Source organism: Streptococcus sp. Marseille-Q5619 (genome assembly GCF_946901205.1).
GTDB lineage: Bacteria > Bacillota > Bacilli > Lactobacillales > Streptococcaceae > Streptococcus.
Genome location: NZ_CAMPPO010000004.1, coordinates 182,974 through 200,305, shown reverse-complemented (window position 1 = coordinate 200,305; position 17,332 = coordinate 182,974). Strand labels below are relative to the sequence as shown.

Below are 17,332 nucleotides of genomic sequence, written 5' to 3'. Positions count from 1 at the left end.
ATTTTTGACAAATAGCATGGTATAATAAAATGCAGGAAAATTTTGAATCATGAGGAATACTAGATGAATTTATGGGATATTTTCTTTACGACCCAAGCAACAGAGCCACCCAAGTTTGATCTTTATTGGTATGTCAGTATATTTACACTCTTGGCCTTGACCTTTTATACAGCCTATCGTTATCGTGAAAAGAAGGTTTACCAACGATTTTTCCAAATCTTGCAGGCCGTTCAGTTAATCCTTCTTTATGGTTGGTATGGGGTCAATCATATGCCACTGTCAGAAAGTTTACCCTTTTACCATTGCCGTATGGCTATGTTTGTGGTGCTCTTGCTTCCTGGTCAGTCTAAATATAGGCAGTATTTTGCATTACTAGGAACATTTGGGACATTAGCTGCCTTTGTTTATCCAGTGCCAGATCCTTATCCATTCCCGCATATTGCGATTTTATCCTTTATCTTTGGCCACTTAGCTCTCTTGGGGAACTCTCTAGTTTATCTATTGAGACAGTATAACGCGCGATTGTTGGATGTGAAGGGAATTTTTCTCATGACCTTTGCACTAAATGCCTTGATTTTTGTGGTCAATTTAGTAACAGGTGGAGATTACGGATTCTTGACAAAACCACCATTGGTTGGAGACCATGGCTTAGTAGCTAATTATTTAATCGTTTCCCTGGCCTTATCAGCAGCGATTACGTTAACAAAGAAAATCTTGGAACTATTTTTAGAACAAGAAGCAGAAAAAATGATTGCAAAGAAAGCTTAGAAATGAGCTTTCTTTTTTTCATAAATCTGATTTTTTATAACTTGTTTGGAAAATAAAAAAATCTAAGGAAAGAATGTGAAAAAATGGTAAGTAAATTTAGGAAAAACTAAGCACGATTGGATTTTTTGTGTTATAATATTCTGTGAATAGCTATGCCCTATTTTAGCTATATTGAATAGAAGTTTGAAACTTGGAAGAGAGAGGATGCGATGTAATGGCTAGAGAAGGCTTTTTTACAGGTCTAGATATTGGAACAAGCTCTGTCAAGGTGCTTGTAGCCGAGCAGAGAAATGGTGAACTTAATGTAATTGGTGTAAGTAATGCCAAAAGTAAGGGTGTAAAGGATGGAATTATAGTTGATATTGATGCAGCAGCAACTGCTATCAAATCAGCTATTTCCCAAGCGGAAGAAAAGGCAGGCATTTCGATTAAATCAGTGAATGTCGGCTTACCTGGTAATCTTCTGCAGGTAGAACCAACTCAAGGGATGATTCCAGTAACATCTGATACCAAGGAAATTACGGATCAAGATGTTGAAAATGTTGTCAAATCAGCTTTGACTAAGAGTATGACACCTGATCGTGAGGTTATCACATTCATCCCTGAGGAATTTATTGTGGATGGTTTCCAAGGGATTCGTGATCCACGTGGCATGATGGGGGTTCGCCTTGAAATGCGTGGCTTGCTTTATACAGGCCCTCGTACTATCTTGCACAATTTGCGTAAGACGGTTGAGCGTGCAGGTGTTCAGGTTGAAAATATTATTATTTCACCACTAGCAATGGTTCAATCAGTTTTGAACGAAGGTGAACGTGAATTTGGTGCGACAGTGATTGATATGGGGGCAGGCCAGACGACTGTTGCTACAATCCGTAACCAAGAACTCCAGTTTACCAATATTCTCCAAGAAGGCGGAGATTATGTAACTAAGGATATCTCTAAAGTCTTGAAAACTTCTCAGAAGTTGGCTGAAGGATTGAAATTAAACTATGGAGAGGCTTTCCCTCCTCTTGCAAGTAAAGAAACATTCCAAGTAGAAGTTATTGGGGAAGTAGAACCTGTTGAAGTAACAGAAAATTACTTGTCAGAGATTATTTCTGCACGAATTAAGCATATTTTTGAACAAATCAAACAAGACTTAGACAGAAGACATTTATTGGATCTTCCTGGTGGAATTGTTTTGATCGGTGGAAATGCTATTTTACCGGGTATGGTAGAATTGGCTCAAGAAGTCTTTGGCGTTCGTGTCAAACTCTATGTTCCAAACCAAGTTGGTATTCGCAATCCGGCCTTTGCGCATGTGATTAGTTTATCAGAATTTGCTGGACAATTGACAGAAGTCAATCTTTTGGCTCAAAAAGCAGTCAAGGGTGATGAAGGATTATTTCAACAACCGCTTAGTTTTGGGGGAATGATTCAGAAAACAGCTCAGTTTGTACAATCAACGCCTGTTCAACCAGCTCCTGCTCCAGAAGTAGAGCCTGTAGCTCCTGCAGAACAAATTGCAGATTTTCAACAGACTTCACAAAATAAACCGAAATTAGCAGATCGTTTCCGTGGCTTGATCGGAAGCATGTTTGACGAATAAAGAGGAAAAATAAATTATGACATTTTCATTTGATACAGCTGCTGCTCAAGGTGCAGTGATTAAAGTAATTGGTGTCGGTGGAGGCGGTGGCAATGCCATCAACCGTATGGTCGACGAAGGTGTTACAGGCGTAGAATTTATCGCAGCAAACACAGATGTACAAGCATTGAGTAGTACAAAAGCTGAGACTGTTATTCAGTTGGGACCTAAATTGACTCGTGGTTTGGGTGCAGGAGGTCAACCTGAGGTTGGTCGTAAAGCTGCTGAAGAAAGCGAAGAAACACTGACGGAAGCTATCAGTGGCGCAGATATGGTCTTCATCACTGCTGGTATGGGAGGAGGCTCTGGAACTGGAGCTGCTCCTGTTATTGCTCGTATCGCCAAAGATTTGGGTGCTCTTACAGTTGGTGTTGTAACACGTCCCTTTGGTTTTGAAGGAAGCAAACGTGGACAATTTGCTGTAGAAGGAATCAATCAGCTTCGTGAGCATGTAGATACTCTATTGATTATCTCAAACAACAACTTGCTTGAAATTGTTGATAAGAAAACTCCACTTCTTGAAGCTCTTAGTGAGGCAGATAACGTACTTCGCCAAGGTGTGCAAGGAATTACCGATTTGATTACAAATCCTGGTTTGATTAACCTTGACTTTGCCGATGTGAAAACAGTTATGGCAAATAAAGGGAATGCTCTCATGGGTATTGGTATCGGTAGTGGAGAAGAACGTGTTGTTGAAGCAGCACGTAAGGCAATTTACTCTCCACTTCTTGAAACAACAATTGATGGAGCAGAAGATGTGATTGTCAACGTAACTGGTGGTCTTGACTTAACCTTGATTGAGGCAGAAGAGGCTTCACAAATTGTGAACCAGGCAGCAGGACAAGGAGTAAACATCTGGCTAGGTACTTCAATTGATGAAAGTATGCGTGATGAGATCCGTGTAACAGTTGTTGCAACGGGTGTTCGTCAAGACCGCGTAGAAAAGGTAGTAGCTCCACAAGCTAGACCTACTACTAACTACCGTGAGACAGTGAAATCAGCTCATTCACATGGCTTTGATCGTCATTTTGATATGGCAGAAACAGCTGAATTGCCAAAACAAAATCAACGTCGCTCGGAACAAGCTCAAGGCTCTGCTTTTGGTGATTGGGATTTACGTCGCGAGACAATTGTTCGTCCGACTGATTCAGTAGTGTCACCGGTAGAACGTTTTGAAATTCCAAATTCACAAGATGAAGATGAGTTGGATACACCTCCATTTTTCAAAAATCGTTAAGTAAATGAATGTAAAAGAAAATACAGAACGTGTTTTTCGAGAAGTCGCAGAAGCAAGTCTGAGTGCTCATCGCGAGAGTGGCTCAGTCTCTGTCATTGCAGTTACCAAGTATGTAGATGTACCGACAGCGGAAGCCTTGCTTCCGCTAGGGGTTCATCATATCGGTGAAAATCGTGTAGATAAGTTTCTAGAGAAATATCAAACTTTAAAAGATCGAGATGTGACTTGGCATTTGATTGGTACCTTGCAAAGACGTAAGGTGAAAGATGTCATTCAATACGTTGATTATTTCCATGCCTTGGATTCAGTCAAGCTAGCAGAGGAAATTCAAAAAAGAAGTGACCGAGTCATCAAGTGTTTCCTTCAGGTAAATATTTCTAAAGAAGAAAGCAAACACGGTTTTTCGAGAGAGGAACTGCTGGAAATCTTGCCAGAGTTAGCCAGACTAGATAAGATTGAATATGTTGGTTTAATGACGATGGCACCTTTTGAGGCTAGCAGTGAGCAGTTGAAAGAAATTTTCAAGGCGACACAAGATTTACAAAAAGAAATCCAAGAAAAACAAATTCCAAATATGCCTATGGCCGAGTTAAGTATGGGAATGAGTCGTGATTATAAAGAAGCGATTCAATTCGGTTCCACCTTTGTTCGCATAGGTACAGCATTTTTTAAGTAGGAGAGAACCATGTCTTTAAAAGATAGATTCGATAGATTTATAGATTATTTTACGGAGGATGAGGACCTAAGTCTCCCTAATGAAAAACGAGATGAGCCTATTTTAACTCCAGTAAATTCTACACAGGAAAAGGCTCTCTCAATGAATCAACCACCACGCACAAATAGTACACAAGAAAATAATATTACTAGACTGCATGCACGTCAACAAGAGTTAGCAAAGCAAAATCAGCATTCTACTGAAAAAGTAACAATTGATGTTCGTTATCCTAGAAAATATGAAGATGCGATAGAAATTGTTGATTTATTAGCAGGAAACGAAAGTATTTTGATTGATTTTCAATATATGACTGAAGTGCAAGCTCGTCGTTGTTTAGATTATCTAGATGGGGCTTGCCACGTTCTAGCTGGAAATTTGAAAAAGGTAGCTTCTACCATGTATCTGTTGACACCAGTGAATGTTATTGTGAATATTGAAGATATTCGTTTACCAGATGAAGATCAACATGGTGAGTTTGATTTTGATATGAGACGAAATAGAGTACGATAATGATTTTTTTAATTCGTATGATTTATAATGCAGTGGATATTTACTCCCTGATTTTGGTAGCCTTTGCTGTCATGTCTTGGTTTCCAGGTGCCTACGAATCAAGTTTGGGTCGTTGGATTGTAGCGTTGGTAAAACCGGTGCTTGCTCCTTTGCAACGCCTGCCTTTACAGATAGCAGGTCTTGATTTATCTGTTTGGGTTGCGATTGTTTTGATTCGATTTTTAGGAGAAAACCTAGTCCGTTTTCTGACGATGATAGGATGAATAAAGGGATTTACCAGCATTTCTCCGTAGAAGATCGTCCTTTTCTGGATAAGGGAATGGAATGGATAAAGAAGGTAGAAGATAGCTATGCTCCTTTTTTAACTCCTTTTATCAATCCTCATCAGGAGAAGCTATTAAAGATTTTGGCCAAAACCTATGGTCTTGCTTGTAGCAGTAGTGGGGAATTCGTCTCGAGTGAGTATGTTCGAGTTTTATTATACCCAGATTATTTCCAGCCAGAGTTTTCAGATTTTGAAATATCTCTCCAGGAAATAGTGTATTCCAATAAATTTGAACACTTAACGCATGCTAAGATTTTAGGGACAGTCATCAATCAATTAGGGATTGAACGGAAACTTTTTGGAGATATCCTAGTAGATGAAGAACGGGCGCAGATTATGATTAATCAGCAGTTTCTTCTTCTATTTCAAGATGGATTAAAGAAAATTGGCCGTATACCCGTTTCGCTGGAGGAACGTCCTTTCACCGAGAAAATAGATAAGCTAGAACAGTATCGAGAGCTGGATTTATGTGTGTCTAGTTTTAGATTAGATGTTCTTTTATCAAATGTTTTGAAACTATCTAGGAATCAGGCAAACCAGTTGATTGAAAAGAAACTTGTCCAAGTAAATTATCATGTGGTAGACAAATCAGATTATATTGTTCAAGTTGGAGACTTGATTAGTGTGAGAAAATTTGGGCGCTTGAGATTGCTTCAAGATAAGGGACAAACAAAAAAAGAGAAGAAAAAAATAACCGTCCAGTTATTATTAAGTAAGTGAGGAATAGAATGCCAATTACATCATTAGAAATAAAGGACAAGACCTTTGGAACTCGATTCAGAGGTTTTGATCCAGAAGAAGTCGATGAATTTTTAGATATTGTGGTTCGTGATTACGAAGATCTTGTTCGTGCGAATCATGATAAAGATTTACGTATTAAGAGTTTAGAAGAGCGTTTGTCTTACTTTGACGAAATGAAAGATTCATTGAGCCAGTCTGTATTGATTGCCCAAGACACAGCTGAGCGAGTGAAACAAGCGGCACATGAACGTTCAAACAATATCGTTCACCAAGCAGAGCAAGATGCGCAACGCTTGTTGGAAGAAGCTAAATATAAGGCAAACGAGATTCTTCGTCAAGCAACAGACAATGCTAAGAAAGTTGCCGTTGAAACAGAAGAATTGAAGAACAAGAGCCGTGTCTTCCACCAACGTCTTAAATCTACAATTGAGAGCCAGTTGGCTATTGTTGAATCTTCAGATTGGGAAGATATTCTCCGTCCAACAGCGACTTATCTTCAAACCAGTGATGAAGCTTTTAAAGAAGTGGTTAGCGAAGTACTTGGAGAACCGATTCCAGCTCCAATTGAGGAAGAACCAATTGATATGACACGTCAGTTCTCTCAAGCAGAAATGGCAGAGTTACAAGCTCGTATTGAGGCAGCCAATAAAGAATTGGCTGAATTTGAAGCTCAGGCTAAACAGGAAGTGGAAAATCCAACTCCTGTAGTGAGTCCTCAAATTGAAGAAGAGCCTGCTCATCCAGTTGGTCCAATGTACGAAGAACCAGAAGTAGCTCCAGTGCATCCGACAGGTCCAACACCAGCTACAGAAACGTTTGATTCAGCACCAGGATTTGAAGCACCGCAAGAATCCGTTACAATTTTATAAGAAACGATGTGAGAACAATATCTTATCCTTATATTTCCAGCGAGCAGGAGATGGTGTGAGTCCTGTAATCCCTATTGATAAGATTATCCTCTCGAAAACTCAAGTCTGAAGCTAGTAAGATTTGACGTTCCCCACGTTACGGGATAAGAGGAAAAAAGCTGAGTCTTTTTTCGAATAAAGGTGGTACCACGATTTTCGTCCTTTTTGGCAGTCGTGGTTTTTAATTTGTTATTATTTATAAAGGAGATACCATGAAACTCAAAGATACCCTTAACCTTGGGAAAACAGCCTTCCCAATGCGTGCAGGCCTTCCTACTAAAGAGCCAGTTTGGCAAAAGGAATGGGAAGATGCAAAACTTTACCAACGTCGTCAAGAATTGAACCAAGGAAAACCTCATTTCACCTTGCATGATGGCCCTCCATACGCGAACGGAAATATTCACGTTGGACACGCTATGAACAAGATTTCAAAAGATATCATTGTTCGTTCAAAATCAATGTCAGGTTTTTACGCACCATTTATCCCAGGTTGGGATACTCATGGTCTGCCAATCGAGCAAGTTTTGGCAAAACAAGGTGTCAAACGTAAAGAAATGGACTTGGTTGAGTACTTGAAACTTTGTCGTGAATACGCTCTTTCTCAAGTAGATAAACAACGTGAAGACTTTAAACGTTTGGGTGTTTCTGGTGACTGGGAAAATCCATATGTGACTTTGACTCCTGACTATGAGGCAGCTCAAATTCGTGTATTTGGTGAGATGGCTAATAAAGGTTATATCTACCGTGGTGCAAAACCAGTTTACTGGTCTTGGTCATCTGAGTCAGCCCTTGCTGAAGCGGAGATTGAATACCATGATTTGGTTTCAACTTCTCTTTACTATGCCAACAAGGTAAAAGATGGCAAAGGTGTTCTAGATACAGATACTTACATCGTAGTCTGGACAACAACTCCATTTACCATCACAGCTTCTCGTGGTTTGACTGTTGGTGCAGATATTGATTACGTTTTGGTTCAACCTGCTGGTGAAGCTCGTAAGTTTGTGGTTGCTGCAGAATTGTTGACTAGCTTGTCTGAGAAATTTGACTGGGCTGATGTGCAAGTTTTAGCAACTTACCGTGGTCAAGAACTCAACCACATCGTAACAGAACACCCATGGGATATAGCTGTAGATGAATTGGTTATCCTTGGTGACCACGTTACAACTGACTCTGGTACAGGTATTGTCCATACAGCCCCAGGTTTCGGTGAGGACGACTACAATGTTGGTATTGCTAATGGTCTTGAAGTCGCAGTTACTGTTGACGAACGTGGTATCATGATGGCTAATGCTGGCGCTGAGTTTGAAGGTCAATTCTATGACAAGGTGGTTCCAACTGTCATCGAAAAACTTGGTGACCTCCTTCTTGCCCAAGAAGAAATCTCTCACTCATACCCATTTGACTGGCGTACCAAGAAACCAATCATCTGGCGTGCAGTTCCACAATGGTTTGCCTCAGTTTCTAAATTCCGCCAAGAAATCTTGGACGAAATTGAAAAAGTGAAATTCCACTCAGAATGGGGTAAAGTCCGTCTTTACAATATGATTCGTGACCGTGGCGACTGGGTTATCTCTCGTCAACGTGCTTGGGGTGTTCCACTTCCTATCTTCTATGCTGAAGACGGTACAGCAATTATGACTGCTGAAACGATTGAACACGTGGCTCAACTCTTTGAGGAACATGGTTCAAGTATTTGGTGGGAACGTGATGCTAAGGACCTCTTGCCAGAAGGATTTAGCCACCCAGGTTCACCAAATGGCGAGTTCAAGAAAGAAACAGACATCATGGACGTTTGGTTTGACTCAGGTTCATCATGGAATGGGGTTGTGGTAAACCGTCCAGAGTTGACTTACCCAGCAGACCTTTACCTAGAAGGTTCTGACCAGTACCGTGGTTGGTTCAACTCTTCACTCATCACATCTGTTGCCAACCATGGTGTAGCACCTTACAAACAAATCTTGTCACAAGGTTTTGCCCTTGATGGGAAAGGTGAGAAGATGTCTAAATCTCTTGGAAATACCATTGCTCCAAGCGATGTTGAAAAACAATTTGGTGCAGAAATCTTGCGTCTCTGGGTAACAAGTGTGGATTCAAGCAACGACGTGCGTATCTCTATGGATATCTTGAGCCAAGTCTCTGAAACTTACCGTAAGATTCGTAACACCCTTCGTTTCTTGATTGCCAATACATCTGACTTTAACCCAGCTCAAGACGCAGTAGCATACGAAGAGCTTCGCTCAGTTGATAAGTACATGACGATTCGCTTTAACCAGCTTGTCAAGACCATTCGTGATGCCTATGCGGACTTTGAATTCTTGACAATCTATAAGGCCTTGGTGAACTTTATCAACGTTGACTTGTCAGCCTTCTACCTTGATTTTGCCAAAGATGTTGTTTACATCGAAGGTGCCAAATCACTGGAACGCCGTCAAATGCAGACTGTCTTCTATGACATTCTTGTCAAAATAACCAAACTCTTGACACCAATCCTTCCTCACACAGCGGAAGAAATCTGGTCATATCTTGAGTTTGAAGCTGAAGACTTCGTTCAATTGTCAGAATTGCCAGAAGCGGAAACTTTTGCTAACCAAGAAGAAATCTTGGATACATGGGCTGCCTTCATGGACTTCCGTGGACAAGCTCAAAAAGCCTTGGAAGAAGCTCGTAATGCAAAAGTAATCGGTAAATCACTTGAAGCTCACTTGACAGTTTATCCAAATGAAGTTGTGAAAACTCTACTCGAAGCAGTAAACAGCAATGTAGCTCAACTTTTGATTGTGTCTGAATTGACCATCGCAGAAGGACCAGCTCCAGAAGCTGCCGTTAGCTTCGAAGATGTAGCCTTCACTGTTGAACGCGCTGCAGGCCAAGTCTGTGACCGTTGCCGTCGTATTGACCCAACAACAGCAGAACGCAGCTACCAGGCAGTTATCTGTGACCACTGTGCAAGCATCGTAGAAGAAAACTTTGCGGACGCAGTCGCAGAAGGATTTGAAGAGAAATAAGTTAAAGAGTCTAAGGAAAACTCAATTTGAGAAGAAAAGACAACTAATTTTATAATTTATAAAACGCATTGTATCACGTTTTTGAACACCTGATATGATGCCTTTTTATTTATTTTGAAAATTTGCGAGGTGTGACTTTTTATACTCAACAAGAATCAAAGAGAAACTTAGCAAGCTAACAGTAGTAAGATAAGATACGAATTTGATATTGCGGATAAGGTTGGTAAATTGTATCACATTTTTAAAATAATAAATTTGTATAGTGGTTTTTGATTTCTGAACAGTATGATATTTTATTTCATATTATGCAAATTTTTATTTTATAATATCAGAAAATGCTTTTTTTTTTTTAGCAAATATGATACAATTTTATTTGAAAAAAATAAAAAGGAGATTTTATTATGAAATCAAAAACACTTGCTTTAATTAGTGGTATCGTCGGTCTTGTGGGAGGAATTTTACTTCTTATTGGTCCTTTTGTCTTGTTGGGAACAGCGGTAAATACAGCTGCTACAACTCTTAATGGAGGAGCTACTGCAGGGGCTGTTTCAGGTGTTGCCTTACTCTTGAATGCCTTGAAGATTGCAAATCTTGTTCTTGGTATCATTGCTATTGTTTACTATAAAGGAGATAATCGTGTAGGTGCAGCTCCGTCTGTACTAATGATTGTTTCTGGTGGAGTTAGTCTCATTCCATTCTTAGGATGGGTTGGGGGGATTCTTGCTATTATTGGAGGATCTCTATTCCTTGCAACATTGAAGAAATTCAAATCAGAAGAATAAAAGGTATTTTAGCATGAAAAGAACAAAAAAGTTTATCGGTCTAGGAATAGTTCTATTATCTGTTTCTCTTCTCGTTGCATGTGGAGCACAAAGTTCAAAGACTGCTTCAACAAGTAATGATGAGAAGACAGTAGCAACATCTAATAGCTCAAAAGAAGCAAACACTTTCGATACACCAGTTGTAACAGACGATGCGATTGAATCAATGCGCACTTATGCAGATTATATAGATCTTTATAAAAAGATTTTTGATGATTATTTTACTAAAGCTGAGGAAAGTTTCAAAGGCACAGCTATGGAAAATAATGAGTCGTTTACTAAACTAAAAGAGTCAACTCAAAAATTATTCGATGCGCAGAAAAAAATATATGATTTGCTAGGGTCAACTGAGATCAAGGAAGATGATAAATCAAAATTGTCTCAACAATTGAAAGACTTTAGAGACAATTTGCAAAAACAGTTGAAAACTTTGACATCTCAACTACAGTAAGATAGAAATTTTTTTGTAGTAATTGAGAATAATTGGTTAAATTACACCCCAAATGTTAGAAATTGGGGTGTTTTTTAAAGGTTAAATAATGAAGATAGAATAGAAACAACCAAAAACAATGTGATTGCCAAACAGTCGGTTCCTTTTTGGTTTTGACTAGCTTTTTTGTGAAAAATTGTGTAAAATAGAATAGATAAACGAGGGAAAACCTCGGAAAATTTAAAGGAGAATCCATCTAATGGTAAAATTGGTTTTTGCTCGCCACGGTGAGTCTGAATGGAACAAAGCTAACCTTTTCACTGGTTGGGCTGATGTTGATTTGTCTGAAAAAGGTACACAACAAGCGATTGACGCTGGTAAATTGATCAAAGAAGCTGGTATCGAATTTGACCAAGCATACACTTCAGTATTGAAACGTGCTATCAAAACAACAAACTTGGCTCTTGAAGCTTCTGACCAATTGTGGGTTCCAGTTGAAAAATCATGGCGTTTGAACGAACGTCACTACGGTGGTTTGACTGGTAAAAACAAAGCTGAAGCTGCTGAACAATTTGGTGATGAGCAAGTTCACATCTGGCGTCGTTCATACGATGTATTGCCTCCAAACATGGACCGTGATGATGAGCACTCAGCTCACACAGACCGTCGTTACGCTTCACTTGACGACTCAGTTATCCCAGATGCTGAAAACTTGAAAGTGACTTTGGAACGTGCCCTTCCATTCTGGGAAGATAAAATCGCTCCAGCTCTTAAAGATGGTAAAAACGTATTCGTAGGAGCTCATGGTAACTCAATCCGTGCCCTTGTAAAACACATCAAAGGTTTGTCAGATGACGAAATCATGGACGTGGAAATCCCTAACTTCCCACCATTGGTATTCGAATTCGACGAAAAATTGAACGTCGTTTCTGAATACTACCTTGGAAAATAATTTATAAACAGAAATCCTAGAAATTCCTAGGATTTTTTGTTTTTGCTTCTGGTTTCCAACTAGTTGAAAAAGCGTTATAATGGTAATATGAAGTAATTTGTTTGAGAGAGGGTGGGTTTTATGGCTTATATTGAGATGAAACACTGTTACAAGCGTTATCAGGTTGGGGACACGGAGATTGTGGCTAATCGCGATGTGGATTTTGAGATTGAAAAGGGTGAATTGGTTATTATTTTAGGTGCATCTGGTGCAGGCAAGTCAACGATTCTTAATCTTCTTGGGGGCATGGATACCAATGATGAAGGGGAGATTTGGATTGATGGGGTCAATATTGCAGATTATAGTTCCCACCAGAGGACCAATTATCGTAGAAATGATGTCGGTTTTGTTTTTCAGTTTTATAATCTAGTTTCCAATCTAACCGCTAAGGAAAATGTGGAGTTGGCTTCAGAAATCGTGACAGATGCCTTGGATCCTGAGCAGGTCTTGACAGATGTAGGTCTGACTCATCGTCTCAATAATTTCCCAGCCCAGCTTTCTGGAGGGGAGCAACAGCGAGTCTCCATTGCACGCGCGGTAGCCAAAAATCCTAAAATTCTCCTTTGTGATGAACCGACTGGAGCCTTGGATTATCAGACGGGCAAACAGGTTTTGAAAATTCTCCAAGATATGTCTCGTCAAAAGGGAGCAACTGTTATCATCGTGACTCATAATGGAGCTTTGGCGCCCATTGCTGATCGCGTGATTCATATGCACGATGCCAGTGTCAAGGATGTGGTGATGAACCAGCATCCTCAGGATATCGACAGTTTGGAGTACTAGCATGATCAAGCGAAAAACTTATTGGAAGGACTTAATTCAGTCCTTCACAGGCTCCAAGGGGCGTTTTTTATCCATCTTAACCTTGATGATGTTGGGTTCTTTAGCCCTAGTAGGCCTCAAAGTAACCAGCCCCAACATGGAGGCAACTGCCAATGCTTATTTAACAACTGCTCAAACTTTGGATTTGGCAGTCATGTCTAACTATGGTTTGGATCAAGCAGATCAACAAGAATTAGAACAGATAGAGGGTGCAGAGGTTGAGTTTGGCTATTTGACAGATGTGACTATGGAGAATGGGCAGGATGCTATTCGGTTATATTCCAAACCAGAGCGAATTTCAACCTTTCAGCTAAGAGAGGGACGACTTCCTCAGTCAGACAAGGAAATCGCTTTGGCCACTCATTTGCAAGGCCAATACAGCGTGGGACAGGAGATTAGTTTTAAAGAAAAAGAAGAGGGTCATTCCTCTTTAAAAGACCATACTTATACCATTACTGGTTTTGTGGATTCGGCTGAAATCCTCTCCCAGCGAGATATGGGCTACGCAGGGAGTGGAAGTGGGACTCTGACAGCCTATGGGGTGATTTTACCTAGTCAGTTTGATCAGAAAGTCTACAATATAGCTCGTTTGAAATATCAAGATTTAGCAGGATTAAATGCTTTCTCAGCTGCTTATGAAGAAAAATCCAAACAGCATCAGGAAGACCTAGAACAAGCTTTGTCAGATAATGGCAAGGCACGTCTGCAAGTCTTGAGAAAAGAAGGACAAGAGTCTCTAGACAAAGGCCAAGAGACCCTTGACAAGGCTGAGACTAATTTACAGGAAGGCAAGCGTCGTCTGGCAGCTGCTCAAGCTCGTTTACAGGCTCAGGAAAGTCAACTAGCCTTGCTTCCTCAAGCTCAGAGAGAGCATGCTAGTGCTCAACTTACCCAAGCCAAGCAGGAATTGAGCAAGGAAGAGGACAAACTAAAGCGGGCTGAACAAAATCTAGCCCAAGAAAAGGAAAAACTAGAAAAACATCAGCAAGTCTTGGATGATTTGGCGGAACCAAGGTATCAAGTCTATAATCGGCAAACCATGCCAGGTGGTCAAGGCTACCTCATGTATAGCAATGCTTCAGCCAGTATTCGTGCAGTGGGCAATATCTTTCCTGTAGTGCTTTATGGCGTAGCAGCCATGGTGACCTTTACAACCATGACTCGCTTTGTAGATGAAGAGCGAACACATGCAGGTATCTTTAAGGCCTTGGGTTATCGCAGTAAGGATATTATCGCTAAATTTCTCCTCTATGGTCTAGTAGCTGGGACTGTCGGAACAGCTCTAGGTAGTATACTTGGCCATTATTTACTAGCTAGTGTGATTTCAAGTGTCATTACAAAAGGCATGGTAGTGGGAGAAACCCAGATTCAGTTCTATTGGACTTATAGTTTACTGGCTCTTGTCTTGAGTTGGTTGGCGAGTGTGTTACCAGCCTACTTGGTAGCTCGTAGGGAACTTCATGACGAAGCAGCCCAGCTTTTACTACCTAAACCACCTGTCAAAGGAGCTAAAATCTTACTGGAGCGCATCGGTTTTATCTGGCGCCGTCTTAGTTTTACTCATAAGGTAACAGCCCGCAATATCTTCCGTTATAAACAGCGGATGTTGATGACGATTTTTGGTGTGGCAGGTTCAGTCGCTCTGCTCTTTGCAGGTTTGGGAATCCAATCCTCTGTAGCAGGAGTTCCGTCTAAACAGTTTCAACAAATCCAACAGTATCAAATGATTGTCTCTGAAAATCCTAGTGCGACCAATCAGGATAAGGCAAATCTAGAAGAAGTGTTGAAAGGGCAGAACATCAAAGCCTACCAGAAAATCTATTCTAAGACGCTAGACAAGGATTTCAAAGGTAAGGCTGGTCTTCAGACAATTACCCTTATGATGACAGAGAAGGAGGATTTGATTCCCTTTATTCATCTGCAAAATCATCAGCAGGAGCTGACATTAAAAGATGGCGTCGTTATTACAGCTAAACTCGCCCAGCTGGCAGGTGTCAAGGTTGGACAGACTCTAGAAATTGAAGGTAAGAAGCTAAAGGTCGCTGCTATTGCTGAGAACTACGTTGGTCATTTTATTTATATGAGTCAGACTGACTATGAGCAACTTTACGGACAGCTACCCCAAGCCAACACTTATCTGATCTCGCTAAAGGATTCTAGTGCTACTAGTATTGAAAGGCAGGCAGGTTTGCTTATGAATCAGGTTGCGGTGTCCAGCGTCGTTCAAAATGCTTCAGCCATTCGCCTCTTTGACTCCGTCGCTAACTCACTCAATCAGACCATGACCATCTTGGTCATCGTATCGGTTCTGTTGGCTATTGTTATCCTTTACAATCTGACCAATATCAACGTGGCTGAGAGAATCCGAGAACTCTCCACAATCAAGGTTCTCGGCTTTCATAATAATGAGGTCACCCTCTACATTTACCGTGAGACGATTGTCTTGTCTCTTGTGGGAATCGTACTTGGTTTGGTATCTGGTTTCTATTTACACCAATTTTTGATTCAAATGATTTCGCCTGCGACTATTCTCTTTTATCCGCAGGTAGGCTGGGAAGTCTATGTAATCCCAGTGGTAGCAGTAAGCACCATTTTGACCGTACTTGGTTTCTTTGTCAATCATCATCTGAGAAAGGTTGATATGCTTGAAGCCCTGAAATCTGTAGAGTAATACTCAATGAAAATCAAAGAGCAAACTAGGAAGCAAGCCGTAGGTTGCTCAAAGCACCGCTTTGAGGTTGCAGATAAAGCTGACGTGGTTTGAAGAGATTTTCGAAGAGTATAAGGTAGTTGTTCTTATCTGATTGAACTTGTATTTACTCGTAAACAAAAATCCTCCGTTTCAAAGAGCAGGAAACTCTTTGTGACAGAGGATTTTTTCTATAGGGCTTTAGCAGCTGCAATTGCGGCTTCGAAGTTTGGTTCAGAGTTGATATTGTCAACGTATTCAACGTAGCGAATAGTATTGTCAGTATCGAGGACAAAGACTGCGCGTGCCAATAGGTGCCACTCATTGATTAAGAGAGCGTAATCACGTCCAAAGGAATGGTCGAAATAGTCTGAGAGCATGATGGCATTTTCAATACCTTCAGCCCCACACCAACGTTTTTGTGCAAAAGGGAGGTCCATTGAAACAGTCAAGACAACCGTATTATCCAGTCCAGCCAGTTCTTCATTAAAACGACGCGTTTGAGTTGAGCAGATACCTGTATCGATAGAAGGCACGACACTCAAGACTTTTTTCTTTCCATCAAAATCAGCCAGAGATTTTTTAGAAAGGTCTGTTGTAGTGAGTGAAAAATCAAGTGCCTTGTCGCCGACTTGTAGTTGTTTACCTGTAAAGCTCACAGGATTTCCGAGAAAAGTTACCATAAGATACTCCAATCTTTTTTCTTCCATTTTAGCTGAAACGGTCGAAATTTTCCAATGATTTGACCGGAAATGTGGGCATAGAAAAAACGCCAGCTCATGTGAGAATGACGTTTTTCATAGGATTATTTTGCCAATCCTTCAGCAATCTTGTCAAGGTTGTATTTCATCATGCTGTAGTAACTGTCGCCTTCTTTACCTTGTTCTGCGATAGAGTCAGTAAAGATTTGTGCGTAGATTGGGATGTTTGTGTCTTGAGAAACAGTCTTCATTGGACGGTCATCCACACTAGATTCTACAAAGAGTGAAGGAACTTTTGTTTGGCGAAGTTTTTCAACCAAGGTCTTGATTTGTTCAGGTGTTCCTTCTTCTTCAGTATTGATTTCCCAGATGTAGGCACTTGGGACACCATAGGCTTTAGAGAAGTATTTGAATGCTCCTTCGCTGGTTACAATGAGTTTCTTTTCAGCAGGGATGTTATTAAATTTATCCTTACTTTCTTTATCAAGTTTGTCTAACTTATCAGTATATTCTTTGAGATTTTTTTCATAGAATTCTTTGTTGTTAGGGTCTTTGGCGCTCAATTGTTTAGCGATATTTTTAGCAAAGATAATTCCATTTTCAAGGTTGAGCCAAGCGTGTGGGTCTTCTTTACCTTTTTCATTTTTTCCTTCAAGGTAGATGACTTCAACACCTTCACTGACTGCAAAGTAGTCTTTGTTTTCAGTTTTCTTAGCATTTTCTACCAATTTTGTAAACCAAGCATTGCCACCTGTTTCAAGGTTGATACCGTTATAGAAAATGAGGTCTGCCTCAGAAGTTTTCTTAACATCTTCAGGAAGTGGTTCGTATTCGTGTGGGTCTTGTCCAATCGGAACGATACTGTGAAGATCAATCTTGTCACCAGCAATATTTTTAGTAATATCAGCGATGATTGAGTTTGTAGCAACAACTTTTAGTTTTTGACCAGAAGCTGCATCTTTTTTTCCGCTAGCACATGCTACAAGAGCAATGACAGAAAGAAAAAGAACGAGTAATGTACCTAATTTTTTCATTAGATCCT

The 17,332-nt window shown here is 40.3% G+C and carries 16 protein-coding genes; 14 read left to right on the top strand and 2 right to left on the bottom strand.

Features of this window, described 5'->3' with window-relative positions; translation table 11 throughout:
- Window positions 1–63 precede the first annotated feature (63 nt).
- The 14 genes from OC530_RS06405 (at window position 64) to OC530_RS06340 (ending at window position 15,571) form a co-directional block, all read left to right on the top strand.
- Window positions 64–768: a TIGR02206 family membrane protein gene (locus OC530_RS06405; RefSeq protein ID WP_023946156.1), complete on the top strand. Its 705-nt coding sequence runs from the start codon at window positions 64–66 to the stop codon at window positions 766–768.
- Window positions 769–982: 214 nt separating this feature from the next.
- A complete protein-coding gene (gene ftsA / locus OC530_RS06400; protein ID WP_262080652.1) occupies window positions 983–2,356 on the top strand; it encodes a cell division protein FtsA in 1,374 nt (457 codons plus the stop codon).
- Between the two features lie 16 nt (window positions 2,357–2,372).
- A complete protein-coding gene (gene ftsZ, locus OC530_RS06395) occupies window positions 2,373–3,632 on the top strand; it encodes a cell division protein FtsZ (RefSeq protein ID WP_219566217.1) in 1,260 nt (419 codons plus the stop codon).
- Window positions 3,633–3,636: 4 nt separating this feature from the next.
- Window positions 3,637–4,308: a YggS family pyridoxal phosphate-dependent enzyme gene (locus OC530_RS06390; protein ID WP_262080649.1), complete on the top strand. Its 672-nt coding sequence runs from the start codon at window positions 3,637–3,639 to the stop codon at window positions 4,306–4,308.
- Window positions 4,309–4,317: 9 nt separating this feature from the next.
- Complete coding sequence (locus OC530_RS06385; RefSeq protein WP_262080647.1) at window positions 4,318–4,857, top strand: cell division protein SepF; 540 nt, start codon at window positions 4,318–4,320, stop codon at window positions 4,855–4,857.
- Entirely contained in the window at window positions 4,857–5,120 is a 264-nt protein-coding gene (locus OC530_RS06380) for a YggT family protein (RefSeq protein WP_262080645.1), read from the top strand. Before OC530_RS06385 ends, OC530_RS06380 begins: the two co-directional genes overlap by 1 nt.
- Complete coding sequence (locus tag OC530_RS06375) at window positions 5,117–5,902, top strand: RNA-binding protein (protein WP_262080643.1); 786 nt, start codon at window positions 5,117–5,119, stop codon at window positions 5,900–5,902. Before OC530_RS06380 ends, OC530_RS06375 begins: the two co-directional genes overlap by 4 nt.
- An 8-nt stretch (window positions 5,903–5,910) precedes the next feature.
- Complete coding sequence (locus OC530_RS06370) at window positions 5,911–6,792, top strand: DivIVA domain-containing protein (RefSeq protein WP_316043871.1); 882 nt, start codon at window positions 5,911–5,913, stop codon at window positions 6,790–6,792.
- Window positions 6,793–7,043: 251 nt separating this feature from the next.
- Complete coding sequence (gene ileS, locus OC530_RS06365) at window positions 7,044–9,836, top strand: isoleucine--tRNA ligase (RefSeq protein ID WP_262080641.1); 2,793 nt, start codon at window positions 7,044–7,046, stop codon at window positions 9,834–9,836.
- Between the two features lie 401 nt (window positions 9,837–10,237).
- Window positions 10,238–10,618 carry a hypothetical protein gene (locus tag OC530_RS06360; RefSeq protein WP_000837844.1) on the top strand — a complete coding sequence of 127 codons (381 nt, stop codon included), beginning with the start codon at window positions 10,238–10,240 and terminating at the stop codon, window positions 10,616–10,618.
- 13 nt (window positions 10,619–10,631) lie between these two features.
- Window positions 10,632–11,108 (top strand): hypothetical protein, encoded by a 477-nt coding sequence (locus tag OC530_RS06355; protein WP_262080638.1) that lies wholly within the window; start codon window positions 10,632–10,634, stop codon window positions 11,106–11,108.
- A 238-nt stretch (window positions 11,109–11,346) separates the two neighbouring features.
- Window positions 11,347–12,039, top strand: a complete 693-nt coding sequence (locus OC530_RS06350) for a phosphoglycerate mutase (RefSeq protein ID WP_000240129.1) — start codon at window positions 11,347–11,349, stop codon at window positions 12,037–12,039.
- A gap of 120 nt (window positions 12,040–12,159) precedes the next feature.
- Complete coding sequence (locus OC530_RS06345) at window positions 12,160–12,861, top strand: ABC transporter ATP-binding protein (protein WP_262080631.1); 702 nt, start codon at window positions 12,160–12,162, stop codon at window positions 12,859–12,861.
- A 1-nt stretch (window position 12,862) separates the two neighbouring features.
- Window positions 12,863–15,571, top strand: coding sequence for an FtsX-like permease family protein (locus OC530_RS06340; protein ID WP_262080629.1), 2,709 nt, complete (start codon window positions 12,863–12,865; stop codon window positions 15,569–15,571).
- Between the two features lie 209 nt (window positions 15,572–15,780).
- Here the strand turns inward: OC530_RS06340 and tpx are convergent, their stop codons facing one another.
- Both tpx and psaA read right to left on the bottom strand, forming a co-directional pair.
- Window positions 15,781–16,272, bottom strand: a complete 492-nt coding sequence (gene tpx, locus OC530_RS06335) for a thiol peroxidase (RefSeq protein ID WP_000256026.1) — start codon at window positions 16,270–16,272, stop codon at window positions 15,781–15,783.
- 122 nt (window positions 16,273–16,394) lie between these two features.
- Complete coding sequence (psaA, locus tag OC530_RS06330; protein ID WP_023933209.1) at window positions 16,395–17,324, bottom strand: metal ABC transporter substrate-binding lipoprotein/adhesin PsaA; 930 nt, start codon at window positions 17,322–17,324, stop codon at window positions 16,395–16,397.
- Window positions 17,325–17,332: the final 8 nt, after the last annotated feature.

Excerpts from the sequence above, each read along its gene's own strand:
- OC530_RS06405 (WP_023946156.1), top strand. The coding sequence starts at position 64 with ATGAATTTATGGGATATTTTCTTTACGACCCAAGCAACAGAGCCACCC.
- ftsA (WP_262080652.1), top strand. The coding sequence starts at position 983 with ATGGCTAGAGAAGGCTTTTTTACAGGTCTAGATATTGGAACAAGCTCT.
- ftsZ (WP_219566217.1), top strand. The coding sequence starts at position 2,373 with ATGACATTTTCATTTGATACAGCTGCTGCTCAAGGTGCAGTGATTAAA.
- OC530_RS06390 (WP_262080649.1), top strand. The coding sequence starts at position 3,637 with ATGAATGTAAAAGAAAATACAGAACGTGTTTTTCGAGAAGTCGCAGAA.
- OC530_RS06385 (WP_262080647.1), top strand. The coding sequence starts at position 4,318 with ATGTCTTTAAAAGATAGATTCGATAGATTTATAGATTATTTTACGGAG.
- OC530_RS06380 (WP_262080645.1), top strand. The coding sequence starts at position 4,857 with ATGATTTTTTTAATTCGTATGATTTATAATGCAGTGGATATTTACTCC.
- OC530_RS06375 (WP_262080643.1), top strand. The coding sequence starts at position 5,117 with ATGAATAAAGGGATTTACCAGCATTTCTCCGTAGAAGATCGTCCTTTT.
- OC530_RS06370 (WP_316043871.1), top strand. The coding sequence starts at position 5,911 with ATGCCAATTACATCATTAGAAATAAAGGACAAGACCTTTGGAACTCGA.
- ileS (WP_262080641.1), top strand. The coding sequence starts at position 7,044 with ATGAAACTCAAAGATACCCTTAACCTTGGGAAAACAGCCTTCCCAATG.
- OC530_RS06360 (WP_000837844.1), top strand. The coding sequence starts at position 10,238 with ATGAAATCAAAAACACTTGCTTTAATTAGTGGTATCGTCGGTCTTGTG.
- OC530_RS06355 (WP_262080638.1), top strand. The coding sequence starts at position 10,632 with ATGAAAAGAACAAAAAAGTTTATCGGTCTAGGAATAGTTCTATTATCT.
- OC530_RS06350 (WP_000240129.1), top strand. The coding sequence starts at position 11,347 with ATGGTAAAATTGGTTTTTGCTCGCCACGGTGAGTCTGAATGGAACAAA.
- OC530_RS06345 (WP_262080631.1), top strand. The coding sequence starts at position 12,160 with ATGGCTTATATTGAGATGAAACACTGTTACAAGCGTTATCAGGTTGGG.
- OC530_RS06340 (WP_262080629.1), top strand. The coding sequence starts at position 12,863 with ATGATCAAGCGAAAAACTTATTGGAAGGACTTAATTCAGTCCTTCACA.
- tpx (WP_000256026.1), bottom strand. The coding sequence starts at position 16,272 with ATGGTAACTTTTCTCGGAAATCCTGTGAGCTTTACAGGTAAACAACTA.
- psaA (WP_023933209.1), bottom strand. The coding sequence starts at position 17,324 with ATGAAAAAATTAGGTACATTACTCGTTCTTTTTCTTTCTGTCATTGCT.